This window comes from Pseudomonas sp. Sample_10 (assembly GCF_004321495.1).
In the GTDB taxonomy this organism is placed as follows: domain Bacteria; phylum Pseudomonadota; class Gammaproteobacteria; order Pseudomonadales; family Pseudomonadaceae; genus Aquipseudomonas.
This window is the reverse complement of sequence record NZ_RCOE01000121.1, coordinates 25,075-40,752: the sequence shown is the minus strand read 5'-3', so window position 1 is coordinate 40,752 and position 15,678 is coordinate 25,075. Positions and strand designations below refer to the sequence as shown.

Genomic DNA, 15,678 nt, shown 5'->3' with positions numbered 1-15,678 from the left:
TTCTCGCTCTTAGGGTTCGAGGGCTAGCGTCTGGGCGCCACGGCTGCCCGCGACCACCAACGCGCCAGTGGCGGACTGGGTAGCACCGGCGACCGGTGTCGGCACCGGTTGGCGCAGCAGGCGCAATTGCGCGCCCGTGCCCTGGCTGACCAGCATCTGCCCGCCCTGGGTGAACAGGCGGTAATTGCCACGGGCATCGATCAGCCCAGCGGTAATGCTCACGCGCAGGCCGCTGTCGAGGGCGCTCCAGTTGTGGCCGCCATCGGTGCTGCGCAGGACGTTGCCGCGCAAGCCATAGACGAGTACTTCGCCCGGCTTGCCGAGCACACCGAAGAAGCTGCCTTGATAAGGCGTTGGCACAGCAGCGAAGCGTTGGCCTTTGTCATCCCATTTGAGCAACAGGCCTTGTTCGCCCGCGATGTACAACGCGTCGCCAGTCGACGCGATGGCGTTGAGGTGGAAACCTTGCGGGTTGTCGGTGCGATCCTGATAGGGCGTCCAGCTCTGGCCAGCGTCCTCGGTGCGCAGGATCAGGTTGAATACGCCGACCACATAACCGACTTTGTCATTGGCAAACCAGACATCGAGCAGCGGTTTGTCCGCGCCTTGCTCGACCAGTCGCTCGCCCTCGGCCACCAGCAATGGCCACTGCTCGTTGCCCGGTTCGGCACTGGCCAGTGCCGTGTAGTGCTTGACCAGGATGTCGCCGATCTGGCGGCCGTCGAGCTGCTTGTGCCAGGTCGCGCCGGCGTCGCTGCTGTGCAGCACCACGCCGTCATTGCCCACCGCCCAGCCTTGGGTGGTGGTCGGAAAATTCACCGCTGTGAGATCGGCACTGACGGGCACGGCGGCCTGTTGCCAATGCTGGCCGGCATCGTCGGAAAACAGAATATGGCCGCGCTGGCCGACGGCAATCACGCGCTCACCGGCGCGGGCCATGCCGGACAACGGGCTGTTGATGGCCAAGGCGCTGACCCTGGCGGGCAGGTCCAGCACGTCGACATAATCGGTGGCGTGGGTGACGCCCTGTAATACGCCGAGCACTATGCCCAACGCCAGCTGCAAGCAGTTTTTATACGAACACATACCGCGTCCTCTTCGGAAAGCCGCGTCGGGACACACAGGCGTGTGCCCGACGTTCATGCTGTTGTGGGAGCGAGCCTGCTCGCTCCCACAGGCTTAGCGAATACCGGCGCCGGCCAGGGATTCCGACGACCACTGCGCCTTGGAGAGCGGCTCGATGTACTTGATGCCGCCGTACGGGCCGACTACGCCGTTGATGTTGTAGGAACCGCCCACCAGGTCGTAGATCATGAACGGCGTGGAGTCCGGCACCTGCTTGTCGTAGCTCTGGCTGAGGAAGGCGAAGGAGCCGCGATAGAGTTGACCACGGGCGTCGTACTGGTCAGAGGCCAGAGCGCTCCAGCTGTCTTCGTCGAGGTAGAAGCGGCGCTTGGCGTAGATGTGCCGGGCACCGGCCTTGAGCGTGCCTTCGACCACCCATACACGGTGTTTTTCCCAGCGCACGAAGTCCGGCGCGAGGTGGTTGGCGGTGGTCAGCGACTTCGGATCCTGGGCGTAGGTCAGCTTGTAGGTGTTGTAGGGCACGATCATTTCCTGCTTGCCCACCAGCTTCCAGTCGTAGCGATCCAGCGCCCCGTTGAACACGAACACGTCATCGTAGGTGCCCGCACCGGCGGTGCCCGGGTTCGGTGTGTCGTAAGCCAGGTTCGGCGCCAGTTTCACCCGACGCTGACCCGGCAGGTATTGCCAGGCGCGGCGTGGTTGTTGCAGCGGGTTGGCGGCGTCCTTGAGCATCACCGCTTCGCCTGCTCGGCGCGCGGGGCCGGTGTACGACAGTTTCATCTGGTAGTACACGTCGGCGCTGCTGATCGGCTGCGAGAGGTTTTCGTAGATCGGGTAGGAAATGAACGCCTGCCCGGTGGTCGCCAGGCTCGGCACACCCGCGGAGTCGACGTTCCAGGAGTCGTACTTGGAGTTGATGCTCACGCCCTGATAACGCAACAGGAAGTTCCACATCGCTTCGTTGCCCGACTGAGGGATCGGGAACGGTACGCCCGGCAGCACGTTGTCGATGGCCAGGCCGTTTTCCAGGGACTTGGCACCGCTGGCGTTCTTCACGCCGTTGTCCAGAATGGCCTGTGGCAGCGAGACGGTACGGTGAGTCGGGAACACATCGACACGGAACGTCGGGAAGCGCTTGGCCAGTTCAACGGTGGTGGCGCTGAGCAGGTTCTTGTACTGATCGACGTTCTTGCCGTCGATCACCAGCAGCGGTTTTTCGCTGGCAAACGGGTCCGGGCGCATGCTGTCACCGGATTTGAAACTGGCCGGTGGCGTGGTCAGGCCACCGTTGTAGGCCGGAATGGAACCATCAGCGTTCCCGGCCTTTTCAGCGCCGACCAGCGTCAGGCTGCTGCCCAGCTTGGCGGCTTCCTGGGTTGAAACAGCGGCCTGTGCCTGAGCGGCCAGGACCATGGCCAGCGAAACGGCCAACACGGTTTGTGCGAATTTCATCTTGTTATTCTCCTGCTTGCATTGAGCAAATCAGTGGTGAATCAAAAAGTGGTTTTCATCGTCAGGTAAACGGCGCCACGGTCCTCAGTCGTTGCGCCACCTCCGGAGAAGGCCGAGTAGCCACCGGCGTAACAGGCGTAGTTTTCGTTGCCGCTGAAGGCGTTCGGCGTAGAGCCGTCGCCACCGGTCGGGCCGGTGCTTACGCCGCTGACATTGCACTTGTCGGTTTTGCCGAAGGAGTCCACGTACTTCAGGTCGACAAAGTATTTGTTGTACACAACGGCACCGAGGCCGACGGCGTAGTTGCCGGTGTCTTTGGCACCGCCACCGGAGACCGGTGACACGCCATCGAGGCCGACGTTGACGGACATCGGCGCGTTGAGGTCAACACCGGGGAACACCTGGTACCAGGTCGGGGTGAAGTTGACCGCGATGCCCCAGTTGTCCCGGGTCGGTGCGTCGATGCCGCGATAGCTGTCCTTGCCTTTGTAGAGCGCCTCGTTCTTGCTATCGAGCTTGAGCAGGTTGCTGTAATACAACTCGCCGAGCAGGGTTGCCGAATCGAACAGCGGCGTATCGGCAATGGTCATCAGGCCATTGATCGTCCAATGCAGGGTGTCGCCGGTGGCAGCCATGCTGTCGCCCTTTTCCGGCGTGTCATAAATCACACCCGTGGCAGCAGTTCGCGCCGGCAGCAAGCCAAGACCCTGGCCCAGGCCCAACGGGCTGTTGGTGCTGACGATCGCCGGAATACTGGCCAGCGGCATGTTGTGGCGAATGTTCAGGTCCGACCCCACACTCACACCGCCGACATCCTTGGACAGGCTCAGGCCGACGATCTTGATGTTGTCGGCGTAGGCCATCTGATAGGTGGCGGTGTTCAGCGAGTTGAGGGTGTTGATCACCGCAGGCACTTGACCGGCCGGGCGGGTGCCGTTGGGGTTGGCCGAGGTCAGGCCACGGGCGTCCAGCCAGGCTTGCGGCAGGATCTCCGATGTTTCGCGGTAGTAAACGCCGAGGGTGCCGTCCAGCCAGGCTGGCGACCACTTGGCCATGACGCCCCAGTCACCGCGCTTGTCCGGCGTCAGGTCATGACCGCGACGAACGTTGGTCAAACCGTTGCACGGCGCCAGGCCACAACCAAGCGGGCTGCCCGGAACCACGGCGTTGGTGTTGCCGAGCAGGAACGATTGCGCACCGAAACCGACCAGGTCGGAACCGCCGTAGTAAGTGCCCGCTTCCGGCAGGCGCGCCTCATCCCAATCGAGGAAGTACTGGGCGCCGACGGTCAACTCCGGGTTGACGGTGAACGACATCGACAGCTGGTTGCGCGGGACGAACAGTTCCTTGGCTTCGGTGCCCGGCGATGCGGCGAGTTTGGCCAGGTCGAGGCCCGACTGGCCGTAACTGACCGAGTGCACCGGGTTGAGAATGGTCTCGCCCCAGAACACGTTGTGCTGGCCAGCCTTGACGCTGAGTATCGACTCCTCGCCCACTTCGGTGCTGTAAAACACGAAGGCATCGAGGATTTCGCCGGACGGGCCGGTGTAGTAGCGCTGCGCGTAGTTGCTCAGGTGCGGGCTGCCGGTGCCGACGTTGTCCCGGGTGACACCCGCCAGGCGCGGGTCGTTGGCGATCAGGCCCGAGGTCGAACCGTTGCCGTTGACGAACGGGTTGGAATTGGAACCGGTGTTTTCGTACGCCTTGTCGTACCAGCTGGCAGCACTGACGCGAAAGCCCATGTGGTTCTGGTAGACCACGTCCATCTCGGTCAACAGGTCGACGCGGTTGGTGATGTTGGTGCCGGCCTTGCGAAAGTTGTAATCGCCGTCGTTGTTGTTTGGCGTAGCCAACATGCGTTTGTCGGCACTTTCGGTGCGCACGCCATAGTTGTACTTGACGGTGTTATCCAGGCGAACGGTCCAGTCCGGGTTACCTGTCTCGATCTCGGCCGCATGGGCCATCGGCACCGTTGCCGCGAGAATGGCCGAGGCCAGCAATGTGTAGCGTGATGCGGTGAACCCGTGACTCTTGTTGTTGTGCATTGCGTTGTCTCCGCCTTTTTGTATTTGTTTTAAGCGCAGCCGCCCTCGCGCATTCCTCTTCGGGTCTGCGTTTTCAGGAGTGAGGGCAAATGCCAGCTGACGTGATGCCTGCCGGTTCCTGTATTAGCGGTCCTGTTTTATTGGTCCAATCGCAGGATCAGTGCCTCGGCTTGCGCCCAGTGGCCAAATCCTGCGGCCGGATTGAGATGGCCGACATCGCCCAGATCGAGCAATTCGGCGCCCCAGTTTTCAGCCATGCGGGTCACGGCGGAAAAACTGGCCAGGTGATCGTTGGTGCTGCCGGCCACGATGCTGCGGAATGGCAGCGGGCCTTGTGGCAGAGGATTCCAGCCTTGATTGCTGAGTGTTTCCGAAGAGGGATAGTTGGCCGGCCAGACTGCATCGAGGTCCGGTGGCGCGGCCAGCAATGCGCCCTTGATTGGACGGCTGTACTGCGCCGCCCAATGCGCGACCATCAGCACGCCGGCACTGTGGGCTACCAGAATCACCGGGCCGTCGATCTGCTCCAGTTCGTGCTGGATCGCCCGCACGCGAGCACCGCAGTCGAGCTTGTCGGTCTCCAGCGGCGGGACGCTGCGTACCTTGGCTAGCTTGGCTTGCAGCAACGTTTGCCAATGCTCGGCAACGTGCTCGCGCAGGCCCGGTACGATCAGAACGGTGGCGGCAGTTTGCAATTTGTCCACGGTCAACACCTTCGCTTTCTCGATATCTCGACTGGCTGTTTTCGCCAGAGGCTTTTTGTAGGGTCGACATTAAAGAGCGCCCACTCGAGGCGCTTTACATTGGACGTCAGGCACTTTTCTTTTGATGACAAATTGTCCGACACTTTATCGCCTCGACCGCTGGTCGAATAACCCCACAGGTTGGCGCAGGGTCACTGTAATCAACGGATGAGCCTGGATTGCTCGCGCAAGCAGCGCTGATTCAACGCCCGCCAGCGTGATGTCCATCGCCAACAAGACAACTGTTCAACGGTCGATGCGCTGGATATAGTCGCCACGCCCGCCCATCAGAAAAAGAAGCCATCGGCCCAGGGAAGACCTACGCATGCCCAAGCTTGTTCGCGCTGCTGTACTGACCAACTACCTGGAGGTCACCCAGTACTTGGGATTCAACCCGCGCGATGTGTTGGCCGCCGTCGGCCTGAGCAGGGCGCAATTGCAAGCCCCCGAGCATCGCATTGCGATCGACGCCGCCGTACGCTTGCTGGAAGACTCGGCCAGCGCCAGTGGTTGCCAGACGTTCGGATTGAGCATGGCCGAGTCGCGCCAGCTTTCGGACTTCGGCGTGGTCAGCCTGTTGCTCAGCCATCAGCGCACGTTGCGCGATGCCTTGCAGGTGGTGGTGCATTACCGGCACCTGATGAACGATTCGCTGGCGATCTTCATTGAAGAGGCCGGCAAGATGGTGATCATCCGCGAAGAAGTCGTCACCGAAACGCCGATGCCCAGCCGCCAGGCCACCGAGCTGGCCATCGGTGTGATGTTCCGCTTGTGCGCGGCGCTGCTCGGTTCGCACTGGCACCCGTACAGCGTCAACTTCATGCACAAGGCACCGGACAACCTGCAACTGCATCGCCGGCTGTTCGGCTGCACCCTGGAATTCGGCAGTGAGTTCAACGGTATCGTCTGCTCAGATGCCAGCCTCGACATGACCAACCCCAACGCCGACCCGGCCATGGCCCGCTACGCCCAAAGTTATCTCGATTCTTTGCAAAGCCACGATGGCACCTCGATGCTGTTCGAAGTGCGCAAAGCCATTTACCTGCTGCTGCCCATGGGCCGCGCGACCATCGAGCAAGTCGCGCAGAGCCAGGGCATGAACGTGCGCACCCTGCAACGTCGCCTCAAGGACGACGGCTGTGCGTTCAACGACGTGATCAACGATGTGCGCCGCGATCTGGTGCTGCGTTATCTGGACAACCCGAACTACTCGCTGAGCCGTATTGCCGACATGCTCGGTTATTCGATGGCAAGTTCGTTCACGCGGTGGTTCATCAGCCAGTTCGGCATGCCGCCGGCGACGTGGCGGGCGCAGAAACAGAAACCGTCCTGACAGCAGGCAAAAAAAACGGCGACCGCTGGCACGGTCGCCGCAAAGAGCGAAATCAGCATTCATTTCTCTGTGGCTGTCCGAAAACTCGATAAACAACCCTCTCCCTGTAGGAGCAAGGCTTGTCCGCGATGAGGCCGGCACATCCGGCATGAATGGCGCCTGACCCGGCGCTATCGCGGGCAAGCCTTGCTCCTACGGGTTTCGTGGCTGGTTGCATCGAGCGCTCTGTGTGAATCCTAGAAACCCCAGCGCAGCAGCAACAACACCAGTACGACGAGGAATACTGTCTCCCCCACCATCAGCAAAATCGGCTTGATCCCGACCGCTGCCAGCTCCTTCAAGCGGGTCTTCATGCCCAGGGCACTGATGGAAACCACCAGGCACCAGCGCGACAGTTCATTGACCGAGCCCTGCACCGCCGGCGCCACCCAGCCGGTGCTGTTGATGCAGGCCAGGATCAGGAAACCGACGGCAAACCACGGCAGCAATGGCGGGCGCTTGCCGGTCGGGTCGGCGCCCTGCATGCGGGTGATCATCGCTGCGGTGACGATCACCGGCAGCAGCATCGCCACGCGCATCAGTTTGACCACCGTGGCCGTGTCACCGGTTTCGGTGGACATGCTGTAACCGGCACCGACCACTTGCGCGACATCGTGAATGGTCGCGCCGAGGAACACACCTGCCACCTGCGGCGACAACTCCAGCCAGTTGGCAATCATCGGGTAGACAATCATTGCCAGGGTCGACAACGCCGAGACACCAATCACCGTGAATAACGTAGCGCGCTCTTTTTGCGGATGGTTGGGTAGTGCCGCCGCCAGCGCCAACGCCGCCGAAGCACCACAGATCGCCGTCGCCCCACCGGTCAGCATGCCGAACAGGCGCTGGAAGCCCAACGCCTTGGCCGCGATCACTGACACACCAATGGTCACCACCACCAGAATCACCACCAGCGCAATCGGCTTCCAGCCCAGCGCCGCCATTTGCTCCAGGGTGATGCGCATGCCCAGCAGTGCGACACCGATGCGCAGCACTGTGCGGGCGGTGAACTCGACACCGGCCTTGCACGGGCCGTCATCGGCCAGAAAATTCAGGGCCATGCCCAGCAGCAAGGCAAACAGCATGACCGGCGCACCGTAATGCTCGGACAGGAACGACGCGGCGGCCGCCACGATCAGGCTGACGATAAGCCCCGGCGCCAGTTCGCGCGTGCGACTGTGGATACGGGTGAGAGCGATGGCGCTCATGGCGCGGACTCCTCGCAATTGATGACGATAAACGCCTGGTCGTCGATGATCTCGACCGGGTAGTGGGTGACTTTGACCAACGTGGAATTGAGCATGTAGCCGCTGCGCAGATCGAATCGCAGGCCATGGGCGCAACACTGAATCACGCAGCCCTCAAGGCGCCCGCCGCACAACGAGGCGCCCTGATGCGGACAGCTGTCGTCGATGGCAAACAACTGCCCGTCGACGTTGAACAACGCCAGGCTTTTGTCTTCGAATTCGAACAGCGCACGGCCACCGGCCTGCGGGTGTTTGCCAGCAGGTACGGGAATGCGCCGGGTCATGCCGGCTGCCGCTCGCGCTCACTGTGCTTGAGGGCTTCGTTCATCGCCCCGAGCAGCGCCTGGGCCGGCTGTGCACCGATGACGGTCACGCGCTGGTCGAACTGGAAGCTCGGCACACCACTGGTCGCCTCCGGTGGCGCTGCAAACGGTGTGGCGTCTCCTTTCAGACAGTCGACCAAGGTGTCCGGGTCAAGGCCGCAAGAGCGGGCAATGGCGAGCAGGGTCTCGCGATCACCGAGGTTTTCGCGTCTCTGGAAATAGCCGGCGAACAGGCGTTCGAGCAACATTTCACGCTGAGCCGCATTGCCCAGCGCCGTGGCACGCTGGAACAAGCGATGGGCGTCGGCAGTGTTGGGCATCGTTTCGATGCGGCTCAGGTCAATCGCCAGTCCAACCGCCCTGGCAGCCTCCTGTACCTGGGCCTGGCGCATGGTCATGGCGTCGGCATTGCCCAAGCGCTTGCGGTAGAAATCGGCGAATGGCTCACCCTCCACCGGCATCTGCGGCAGCAACTGCACACCGTGCCACGCCGTGGTGACCTGTACATCCGGATGGCGACTGCGAAACTGCACCAGTGCATGCTCCAGTTGGCGTTTGCCGATCAGGCACCAGGGGCAGATGAAATCGAAAAACACATCAATACGTAAACGACGACTCACAACTTCACCTCTATCCCGGCTTCACGAACGGGGTCAGGCACGCTCTGACCCTGAAGGCGGGCAATATCTTTGTGGTAATGACACTTGGCATAAAAGAACACCGCTGCTGCCGCGAGGCTGACCAGCGGCACCAGTTGAAACGCGGCGTGCAAACCGATGAGATCGGACACCCGGCCAGTGATGAACGGCCCCGGCGCCAGGCCCAGCATGTTGTTGGCCAGGGTCAGCGTGGCGAACGCCGTGCCGTGGACCGAGTAATGCGTCAGGTTGGCAACCATCGCGCCGCATGGGCCGGTGGTGCCGGTGGCGATCAACATGCCCAGGCAGATCAGCGCCAGTTGCAACGGCCCTGCTTGCAAGGCAAATGCTGCTGACAGCAACAGGCAACTGCCCAGGCAAAAACCGATGGCCAGGCTGACTTTGCGCTCCGGCGAGTGACGGCACAGGCGATCGCTGAGCATGCCGCACAGGATCATCCCCGCGCCGCTGCACAACACGATGATCGCCGCCATGCCGCCAGCCTTGTCGGTGGGCATGTCGTAGTAGCGATTGAGGTAGCTGGGAATCCACACCATCACCGTGCCACCGACGAACAATTGCAAGCCGCTGGCGACGTAAGTTGCCACCACCGAACGGCTGGACCACAACGTGCGCAACGGCCGCTTGACCACCGCGACAGCCTTGGCGGCGCGTTGCGGCGCAATGCGTGCTTCCTTGACGATCAGCGGATAAAGCATCGCCAGCACCAGGCCGAACAGCGCCATGCCGGCAAACGACCAGCGCCAGCCCAGTTTGGCGGCGATGGCCCCGCCCAGCGCCATGCCCAGCACCGAGCCGAACATGCCACCGGCCATGAAGGCACTGGCCAGGGTGGCACGCATGTGTTTCGGAAACACCGAAATCACCACGGCGATGCCGACGCTGCCATAGGCTGCCTCGCCGACGCCGACCATGAAACGCGCGATGAACATCTGCTGGTAATCCTGGGCCAATGCGCAGCCAAGGGTCGCGAGACTCCAGAGCATCGCCATCAGCGCCAGGCTCTTGACCCGGCCGAAACGGTCGGCCATCAGCGACAGCGGAAACGTCAGCAGCCCGACCATCAGCGCAACGATGCCACTGAGCAGGCCGAGTTGGCCGTCGCTCAGCGCCCACTCGCTTTTCAGCAGCGGGAACACCGCGTTCAGTACCTGGCGCGACATGTAATCGGAAATCAACAGGCCGAACGTCAGGGCAAAGACGATCCAGGCATATTTACGCGCAACAACGACTCCACCGGAGTCGTCATCGTCGGCGATTGGGTGAAAGGCCATGCAGCCTCCTCAAAGCTTTGTTTTATTGTTGTTATCAAGCGTGTAGCAGTGCGTCGAGCGAGCGGTCACGGCCGCTCGCTCGCCGTGTCGGTCAGCCGCGTTGCGGCACGCCTTTCTGCCCGGCCTTGCGGTTGGGCGCCATGCCGTTGGCCAACAGGGTTTCCTCGATGCTGTCGTACTGCACACCGATGCGATAGATCTCACGGGCTTCTTTGCCCGTGGCGATTTCGCGACCCAGTTCGTGGGCAATGCGCACGGTTTGCTTGATCTGCGCCACCGAGCCGAAACGCTCGCCCTTGTGATCAATGATAGTGTCTTCGTTGCCCACGCGCGGGTGCATGCCCATGGCCATCGACATGGTGTTGAACGGCATGACGTTCTTGAGCAGCGATTCGGAGGTCAGGGTGCAACCGTCCGGCGCGCGGTGGATGAAGTTGAAGAAGTTGAACGGGTTCGGCCCGTCGAAACCACCGCCGATGCCGATCCAGGTCAGGTTCAGCGGGCCTTTGTAGACACCACGGCGCACCAGGCGCTCGAGGGTTTCCATGGCGTGCATGCCGGTCAACTGGAAGTGCGGCTGAATACCATTGGCCATCAGGCGCTTGAGGTGTTCGGCGACCCAGGCCGGACCTGCCGGCACGGTCATTTCGCTGTAGGCAGCCTGATACAGGGGGTTGGCCAGGGAAGTGCCTTCCAGGTATTCCGGATACAGCAGTTCCATGATGTTCATCTGGGTGGTGTTGATCGCCACCGTGACCTGATCCGGTTTCGGCGTCAGCTCGGCCAGCATGTGGCGGGTGTCGTCGGACAGCCACTTGGCCGCTTCACCGTCGCTTTCCGGGGCGAAGGAAATCGAGCCGCCGACCTGAATGATCATGTCCGGCACGGCGGCACGCACACCGGCGATCAGTTCGTTGAACTTCGACAGGCGCTTGGACCCTTTGCCGTCCAGTTCCCGCACGTGCAAGTGCAGGACCGTGGCGCCGGCTTCATAGCACTCGACCGCTTTGTGGATTTGCTCGTCCATGGTCAGCGGGATGTCTTCCGGGAAATCTTCGGGCATCCACTCCGGGCCGTACGGGGCCACGGTGATAACCACTTTTTCCATGTTTTCGGGGTGCAGGGAATCGTCGAAGAATTGCATGGTTTACTCCAGTTCTTATGATTGTCCCGCCCACCCGGGGTCGCGCCAGGCAGGCGTGTTTACGAGAGCGAATGCAGAGGCGGTGGATCAGTAAGTCTTGTCGCCGATGATCCCGGCGCGCTCCATCTTGCGATGGCACGGCGGGTAATCCATGACGGCGTAATGCTGGGTACTGCGGTTGTCCCAGATGGCGATGCTGTTGGGCTTCCAGCGCCAGCGCACTTGATACTCAGGGATATATGCCTGACTGATCAGGTAACGCAGCAACTCGCCCGCACCAGGGTTGGCGTCCTGGCCAAAACGCACCCGGTCAGGGGTGTGGTAATTGCTCAAGTGAGTGGTGAAGGCATTGACGAACAGCACCTTTTCGCCGGTTTCCGGGTGCGTGCGCACCACCGGGTGCTCGGCGTCCGGGTACATCGCCTTCAGCGCCAGGCGCTTCTCGATCGGCATGGCCGCGCCGAAACTGGCTTCGATGCTGTGACGGGCGCGCAGGTCGGCGATCTTCACTTTCACATCATCCGGCAGATTTTCGTAAGCCAGAACCATGTTGGCCCACATGGTATCGCCGCCCACCGGCGGGCACTCCACGCAGCGCAGCACGCAACCCATCGGCGGGGCGTCGCGCCAGGTGGCATCGGTGTGCCAGGCGTTTTCGTAGCGGTCCATCGGCTGGTCGGGGTTCTTGTAGATCTGCACCAGCCCGGGATGCTCCGGATCACTGCCGGCCACCGGATGATCTTCCAGTTCACCGAAGCGACGGGCAAAAGCCACGTGCTCGGCGCGAGTGATGTCCTGATCGCGCAGGAACACCACTCGATGCTTGAGCAGCTGGGCACGGATTTCGGCAAACAGACCGTCGTCGTGCACCGCGTCGGCCAGGTTTACGCCGGTCAACTCGGCACCGATGCTGCAGGTCAATTGTTCGACTTTCATGGCTGGCAGCTCCTTAAATGACGAAAATCGACGAGCCGGTAGTCTTGCGCGATTCAAGATCACGGTGCGCCTGCACCGCATCCTGCAAGGCGTAGTGCTGGTTGATCTCGATCTTGATCCGGCCGCTGCCGACATGGTCGAACAACTCACCGGCCAGCTCGGCCTTTTCCGCCGGGTCGCTGATGTAGTTGGCCAGGGCCGGACGGGTCAGGAACAGCGAACCTTTCATCGCCAGCATCACCGGGTCGAATGCCGGGATCGGCCCGGACGCCGTACCCACGCAGACCATCAGGCCACGGGGTTTCAACGAATCCAGCGAACCCATGAAGGTGTTCTTGCCAACGCTGTCGAACACCACGTTGACGCCCACACCGTCGGTCAGTTCGCGAACGCGAGCGGCAACATCTTCATGGCTGTAATTGATCGTATGGTCGCAACCGTGAGCCCGGGCGATTTCAGCCTTTTGCTCGGTCGAGACCGTGCCGATCACGTTCAGGCCCAACAGTTTGGCCCACTGCGAAACGATCAGGCCCACACCACCGGCAGCGGCGTGCAGCAGAATGCTGTCGCCTTCCTTGAAATCGTAGATGCGGCGCATCAGGTACGAAGACGTCAGGCCGCGCATGGTCATGGCGGCAGCGGTTTCAAAACTGATGGTTTCCGGCAACTTGATCAGCGGCGCGGCCGGAATCAGGCGCTCGGTGCTGTAGGCGCCGAGGGTGTTGAGGAAACCGGTGTAAGTGACGCGATCCCCCACCTGGACATTGGTCACCCCCTCGCCGATGGCCTGGACCACGCCGGACGCCTCAACCCCCATGCCATTGGGCATCGGGATCGGGTAAGTGCCATTGCGAAAGTAGGTGTCGGCATAGTTCAGGCCGACCGCCACATGACGCAGACGCACCTGGCCCGGACCGGGGTCGCCGACTTCAACGTCCTCATAACGCAGGACTTCAGGACCACCGGTTTCGTAAAAGCGTACGGCTTTAGCCATTTTTCTTATTCTCCAATCTGCAATATGGGCGTGTTGCATCGAATTGCGCTGATTGGACTGTAGGACCAGGCCTGTTGAGACGCTTCTCATCAGACGACAATGGCTTTTCATTTGGTGACAGGCGGGGCGGCTTCCTCCTGGGTGCCAGTGCTCGGTTCCTTGGTTTTTTCGCCAGCGGCAGGTACGGCCGGGTTGCTGAATCCGGCCTTGGCGTTTTCCGCCTTGGTCTTGTGGATATCGCAGCCCTGCAACTCGCTCACCTGGGTGCAACCGGACTTTTCCAGCTGCTGGCGGTACTTGTCGTTGATGGCATGGGCCGGGGATTGCACCAGCAGCAAAATGGCCAGTGCCGGCAGGATACGGTTGTTCATGGCAGACCCTTTCCAATCGAGATGTTCTGACACCCACAATAGCCTGTCCCGCCGCCACCTGCGCTATCATCGCCCGCCTCTGAGCCCTCAAGAGTCTTGACCCCGGATGTCCGCAACGCTGCCCCTGCCCGACGCTCAATCCCTGCCCCCGGTCCTCGCCGGCCCGCTGCTGCGGCGGCTGGAGCCCACACGACTGGTGATGTGGCTGGTGGGGTCCCGTGCGCTGGAACTGACCCTGCGTTTGCAGGGCGTTGCCGATATCCGTCTCGACGCCGGGCACTGCACGGTGATTGCGGTGGGCACGCACGCCTTCGTGCATTTGATCGATGTGTCATTGGACGCTGCCCTGCCCTTTGACCAACGTATCGAATACGACCTGCTGCTGGAAGACGGCAAAGGCATCGCCGATTGGGCGCCGCATTTGCTTTACAGCGAGGCGGATTGCCCGAACTTCGTCCTGCGCTCGCGCATCGATCAGTTGCTGCACGGTTCCTGCCGCAAGCCCCATCACCCGGCGACCGACGGCTTGCTGTGCGTCGACAACCTGTTGGCGCAAGCACACGAAGCCAAGGATCGTCCGGCGCTGCTGATGATGAGTGGCGATCAGGTGTACGCCGACGATGTCGCCGGGCCGATGCTGCGGGCGATACATGGCCTTATCGAGCGCTTGGGATTGTTCGGCGAGCATCTGCAAGGTGCCGTGGTCAGCGACAGCGCCGAGCTGTATGGCCACGCAGCGTGCTACTACCACCGCGCCGATTTGCTGCCGGCACTCAAGAGCAACGAAACCCTGCGCGATCGCTTTTTCGGCGGTGCGCGCAAGCCGATTTTCACCAGCAGCAGTGCCGACAATCATCTGGTGACGTTCGCCGAAGTCATGGCCATGTACCTGCTGGTCTGGTCGCCGACCCCATGGTCGCTGATCGCGCCAAAGCCGCCAAAACTGATCAAGGAACGTCGTGAACGCTATGCGCTGGAACAGGTGCGCATCGACGGTTTCAAGGCTGGTCTGGGCCGCGTTGCGCGGGCATTGGCGCACGTGCAGACGCTGATGATTTTCGACGACCACGACATCACCGATGACTGGAACCTCTCTGCGCAATGGGAAGAAACGGCCTACGGCCATCCGTTCTCCAGACGCATCATCGGCAATGCGCTGATCGCCTACATGTTGTGCCAGGGCTGGGGCAACAATCCGGACGCCTTTGTCGATGTCGTCGAGAAGGCCTGCGCATTCAGCGACACCGGGCAAGACCGCTATCTCGACAGCGACGTCCAGGACCGGTTGATCGATGAACTGTTGCGTTTCCAGCATTGGCATTACGTGCTGCCCACCACGCCAGCCATGGTCGTGCTCGACACCCGCACCCGACGCTGGCGCAGCGAGATGAACCTCAAGCAACCCTCGGGCCTGCTCGACTGGGAGGCCCTCAGCGAACTGCAACAGGAGCTGCTGGATCATCCGTCGGCGATCATCGTTTCACCGGCGCCAGTGTTCGGCGTGAAACTGATCGAGACGGTACAACGGGTGTTCAGCTGGTTCGGCTATCCGCTGTTGGTGGACGCGGAGAACTGGATGGCCCATCGCGGCGCGGCCCAGGTGATCCTGAACATTTTCCGCCACTCGCGCACACCGGGTAATTACGTGGTGCTGTCGGGCGATGTGCATTATTCCTTCGTCTACGAAGTGCTGATTCGCCATCGCAAGGCTGGGCCGCGTATCTGGCAGATCACCAGCAGCGGCATCAAGAATGAATTTCCGCCCACGTTGCTGGAATGGTTCGACCGACTCAACCGCTGGATGTATTCACCGCGCTCACCGCTGAACTGGCTGACCAAACGTCGGCGCATGCGCATCGTGCCGCACGTTCCGGAGCATGCTGAAGCAGGTGAACGACTGTGGAACTCCGCGGGCATCGGCCAGGTGTTTTTCAATGACAAGGGACAGCCGCAGGATATTTATCAGCACAACTCGAATGGCTCCCCGAAGACACGCATGGTGGCTCCCGAGACAGAAGATTGAAAACCGGCT

General features: G+C 61.6%; 14 protein-coding genes. 2 read left to right on the top strand and 12 right to left on the bottom strand.

From position 1 onward, the window contains the following. Nucleotides 1–9 precede the first annotated feature (9 nt). The 4 genes from D8U18_RS12005 to D8U18_RS11990 all read right to left on the bottom strand — a co-directional run bounded on the left by D8U18_RS12005 (nucleotide 10) and on the right by D8U18_RS11990 (nucleotide 5,287). Nucleotides 10–1,086 carry a YCF48-related protein gene (locus D8U18_RS12005; RefSeq protein WP_131107683.1) on the bottom strand — a complete coding sequence of 359 codons (1,077 nt, stop codon included), beginning with the start codon at nucleotides 1,084–1,086 and terminating at the stop codon, nucleotides 10–12. A 93-nt stretch (nucleotides 1,087–1,179) separates the two neighbouring features. Beyond that, nucleotides 1,180–2,538 carry a DUF1329 domain-containing protein gene (locus D8U18_RS12000; RefSeq protein ID WP_056855138.1) on the bottom strand — a complete coding sequence of 453 codons (1,359 nt, stop codon included), beginning with the start codon at nucleotides 2,536–2,538 and terminating at the stop codon, nucleotides 1,180–1,182. Nucleotides 2,539–2,579: 41 nt separating this feature from the next. Next, complete coding sequence (locus tag D8U18_RS11995; RefSeq protein ID WP_056855137.1) at nucleotides 2,580–4,583, bottom strand: DUF1302 domain-containing protein; 2,004 nt, start codon at nucleotides 4,581–4,583, stop codon at nucleotides 2,580–2,582. 137 nt (nucleotides 4,584–4,720) lie between these two features. After that, nucleotides 4,721–5,287, bottom strand: coding sequence for an alpha/beta hydrolase (locus D8U18_RS11990; protein ID WP_056855260.1), 567 nt, complete (start codon nucleotides 5,285–5,287; stop codon nucleotides 4,721–4,723). A gap of 364 nt (nucleotides 5,288–5,651) precedes the next feature. Between D8U18_RS11990 and D8U18_RS11985 the strand changes: the two genes are divergently transcribed. Next, on the top strand, nucleotides 5,652–6,659 hold the full coding sequence (locus D8U18_RS11985; protein ID WP_131107682.1) for an AraC family transcriptional regulator: 1,008 nt from the start codon (nucleotides 5,652–5,654) through the stop codon (nucleotides 6,657–6,659). Nucleotides 6,660–6,895: 236 nt separating this feature from the next. Here the strand turns inward: D8U18_RS11985 and D8U18_RS11980 are convergent, their stop codons facing one another. The 8 genes from D8U18_RS11980 to D8U18_RS11945 all read right to left on the bottom strand — a co-directional run bounded on the left by D8U18_RS11980 (nucleotide 6,896) and on the right by D8U18_RS11945 (nucleotide 13,646). Then, on the bottom strand, nucleotides 6,896–7,906 hold the full coding sequence (locus D8U18_RS11980) for a putative sulfate exporter family transporter (protein WP_056855135.1): 1,011 nt from the start codon (nucleotides 7,904–7,906) through the stop codon (nucleotides 6,896–6,898). After that, nucleotides 7,903–8,229: a Rieske 2Fe-2S domain-containing protein gene (locus D8U18_RS11975; protein ID WP_131107681.1), complete on the bottom strand. Its 327-nt coding sequence runs from the start codon at nucleotides 8,227–8,229 to the stop codon at nucleotides 7,903–7,905. The genes D8U18_RS11980 and D8U18_RS11975 overlap by 4 nt, the downstream gene beginning before the upstream one ends. After that, nucleotides 8,226–8,888, bottom strand: coding sequence for a DsbA family oxidoreductase (locus D8U18_RS11970; RefSeq protein ID WP_131107680.1), 663 nt, complete (start codon nucleotides 8,886–8,888; stop codon nucleotides 8,226–8,228). The genes D8U18_RS11975 and D8U18_RS11970 overlap by 4 nt, the downstream gene beginning before the upstream one ends. Beyond that, on the bottom strand, nucleotides 8,885–10,201 hold the full coding sequence (locus tag D8U18_RS11965) for an MFS transporter (RefSeq protein WP_130908093.1): 1,317 nt from the start codon (nucleotides 10,199–10,201) through the stop codon (nucleotides 8,885–8,887). Before D8U18_RS11965 ends, D8U18_RS11970 begins: the two co-directional genes overlap by 4 nt. Nucleotides 10,202–10,292: 91 nt before the next feature. Continuing rightward, nucleotides 10,293–11,345 (bottom strand): 3-keto-5-aminohexanoate cleavage protein, encoded by a 1,053-nt coding sequence (locus tag D8U18_RS11960; RefSeq protein WP_056855131.1) that lies wholly within the window; start codon nucleotides 11,343–11,345, stop codon nucleotides 10,293–10,295. A gap of 87 nt (nucleotides 11,346–11,432) precedes the next feature. After that, nucleotides 11,433–12,281 (bottom strand): TauD/TfdA family dioxygenase, encoded by an 849-nt coding sequence (locus D8U18_RS11955; RefSeq protein WP_056855130.1) that lies wholly within the window; start codon nucleotides 12,279–12,281, stop codon nucleotides 11,433–11,435. A gap of 13 nt (nucleotides 12,282–12,294) precedes the next feature. After that, nucleotides 12,295–13,275 (bottom strand): quinone oxidoreductase, encoded by a 981-nt coding sequence (locus D8U18_RS11950; protein WP_056855129.1) that lies wholly within the window; start codon nucleotides 13,273–13,275, stop codon nucleotides 12,295–12,297. Nucleotides 13,276–13,382: 107 nt separating this feature from the next. Continuing rightward, nucleotides 13,383–13,646 carry a hypothetical protein gene (locus D8U18_RS11945; protein ID WP_130930954.1) on the bottom strand — a complete coding sequence of 88 codons (264 nt, stop codon included), beginning with the start codon at nucleotides 13,644–13,646 and terminating at the stop codon, nucleotides 13,383–13,385. Between the two features lie 106 nt (nucleotides 13,647–13,752). Here D8U18_RS11945 and D8U18_RS11940 point away from each other — a divergent pair, with 106 nt between their 5' ends. Then, on the top strand, nucleotides 13,753–15,669 hold the full coding sequence (locus tag D8U18_RS11940) for an alkaline phosphatase D family protein (protein ID WP_131107679.1): 1,917 nt from the start codon (nucleotides 13,753–13,755) through the stop codon (nucleotides 15,667–15,669). The last annotated feature ends 9 nt before the right edge of the window (nucleotides 15,670–15,678 follow it).